This window comes from Acinetobacter sp. (assembly GCF_049284435.1).
Taxonomy (GTDB): Bacteria; Pseudomonadota; Gammaproteobacteria; order Pseudomonadales; family Moraxellaceae; genus Acinetobacter.
In genome coordinates, this window is record NZ_JBAPXX010000025.1 from 1 (window position 1) to 2548 (window position 2548).

At 39.6% G+C, this 2548-nt stretch carries 2 protein-coding genes; both read left to right on the forward strand.

Going from position 1 to position 2548, the window contains the following annotated elements:
* Window positions 1–466 precede the first annotated feature (466 nt).
* Entirely contained in the window at window positions 467–1153 is a 687-nt protein-coding gene (locus WAK81_RS01965; protein WP_422195468.1) for a carbonic anhydrase, read from the forward strand.
* A gap of 143 nt (window positions 1154–1296) precedes the next feature.
* A complete protein-coding gene (locus tag WAK81_RS01970) occupies window positions 1297–2340 on the forward strand; it encodes a molecular chaperone DnaJ (RefSeq protein ID WP_422195467.1) in 1044 nt (347 codons plus the stop codon).
* Window positions 2341–2548 lie beyond the last annotated feature (208 nt).

The window sequence follows — 2548 nt, forward strand, 5'->3', positions numbered from 1 at the left end:
TCATTTTGCTCTTTGGCTCGAGTCTAGCAATATCAGTATTTTAGTTGCTGCTGTGATTGTGTAAGTTTATGAATAAAAATAGATTGTATTTAAAAAAGAAGATTGAGCTTAAAAATATAGCTATCGAATACATTAAAAATAAGATAGATATTTCATGTAAATAATGAACAAAATATCAGCAAATTAACTTTGAAGAAGATCACATTCTTTATGGCTTGCTCTCAAGTCAAAATTAATTTTATCTATTTGAAATTTAAAAATATTAATGTAATTTGGTTTTTCGAAATTGCTGAAAGTATTTGGAAATTTGTAATCAAATCACTTCATCCCTGCATAAATCTGTAGTTTGTAGCCTGAAAAATAGAGTGATTACACTACTTTAATAAACTGTTTTTAAATTAGAAATTTGATTTTGATTTCCACCAAGGGATGTATTGTGAAAAAAATATTCACACTTTTAACGGTTATGGGTTTAAGTACAGCGGTCTGGGCAGATGCGGAGTGGGATTATACTCAGCCTGAGCAATGGTCGACTTTGAGCCAGAAATATTCGGCCTGTAATGGTCTGAACCAGTCACCGATCAATATTGAGCGAACAGTGAAAGCAGAACTGAAACCGCTCAAGTTCAGCTATAACACCATGATTCATGCGATCGAAAATAAAGGTCATACTGTTCAGGTGGATTTTGCGCAAGGTGGTGAATTGCAACTGGATGGCGATACCTTTGTACTGAAGCAGTTTCATTTGCATAGTCCGAGCGAAAACCTAATCAAGGGTAAAAGCTATCCACTGGAAATCCACTTTGTCCATGCCAATGCCAAAGGTGAGCTGGCTGTCGTGGGGATGATGTTTGAACAGGGGCAGGAAAGTCAGATGCTGAAAAGCATGTGGAACCGTTTACCGAAAAAGCAGGGCGAGAAAGTGGTTTTGAAAACGCTACAAGCTGTGAATCAGATGTTGCCTAAGAATCTGGATTATTATCGCTTTAGCGGCTCGCTGACCACACCTCCGTGTTCTGAAGGGGTACGCTGGCTGATTCTGAAAGATATTCAGCAGGCTTCTGCCAAGCAGATTTCGGAATTTGCAAAACTGATGGGACACCCAAAGAACCGTCCGGTGCAGTCCTTGAATGGCCGTGTAGTGCTGGAATAATCAATATGAGAGCGAAAAAGCAGACTTTGGTCTGCTTTTTTTAATTCTGATACAAATTTCGAAAGGGCACACTGAAAAGGACTTTGTGACGAAAGCTGAAAGATTTAAGATAGATATTATTTCTTCTTTGACCTTCTCCTGCCATGCTCTTTGACTTGAAAACCATGATTCAGCCATTCACAGCGCTTTCGCCACAGCAGAAGAAGCTGGATCATCTGATTGATAAAATCGAGCAACAGAAACAGGAATTACAACAATGGCAACAGGCTGAAGAAGAGCTGCAGCAATATACCCATAAAACCTTCATGCCGGTCTACCATGAATTGCATGGTGAGCTGTTCAAGCAGCTGGAACAGCTCTGGAAGCACCTGCAGGAAACCCCATTTTCCAAGGCAGAACTGGTGGTGCTGGATGAAAAGATTCAAGACCTTGCAAATTATATAAAAGACTCTCAGGCAATGTCCGCGCAACAAGCCCATAAAGTGAATGAAATCTTCACTTACTATCAGCAACGTGCCGAACATGCCCAATTCAGAAAAAGCCAAAAGAAAATAAATGAACTGGAAACATTCTTTAAAAATGAGAATCCCTCAGATCTTGCAGATGCAGAAATATTTGAAGAGTGGGAATCAGATCATTTTCAGCAGGCACGTGAGCAAGCCAGATTAAAACGCCAGCAGGAAAAACAGGAACAGGCAACAGCGATGGCAGAGCAGTCATTGAAAACCGTTTATTTAAAAATTGCTGCCATCATTCACCCTGACCGTGAAGTGAATGATGTCAAAAAAATCAAGAAAACTGAATTATTGCAACGTGCCAATGAGGCTTATGCAGAGCAGGATCTGTTTACATTACTGAAAATGCAGCTGCAGATTGAACAAGATCAGGAAGTTTCACAAAAAGGTTTAAGTGCAGAGCAACTAAAGTTTTATCAACTGGCTTTGGATGCCCAGAGCCAGAAATTACAGTATCAGATCGATACATTGATTCATAGATTAGTCTGGTCATCGAAAACCAGAATTGCAGTGAAAAAGGCGAAAGGCAAGGTTCAGATTGCTGACCTGTATAAGCAGATTGACGAAGATACTTCAGCCATAAAACAGCAGATTAAAGTAGAAAAAGAACGGTTGATGTATATCAAGAAGGTGAGTGGCTTGGAGATGTTTTTAAGGCATGGGATGCTTTAACTTAATTAGAATTACCTCTCCCTAACCCTCACTTGCGCTTCGTTTTAAAGCAGTACTTTAAAACTTGCTCAGGAGAGGGAATATCCATTGTGAAATCCATGCAGGTATTAAATCAAATGACGCTCCCTCTCCGTTTGGGCATAGGTATCTACACAATTTCCGAGCTTTGCGTTAAATTGAAGAGCATGCTCTTCAATTTAACATCTCT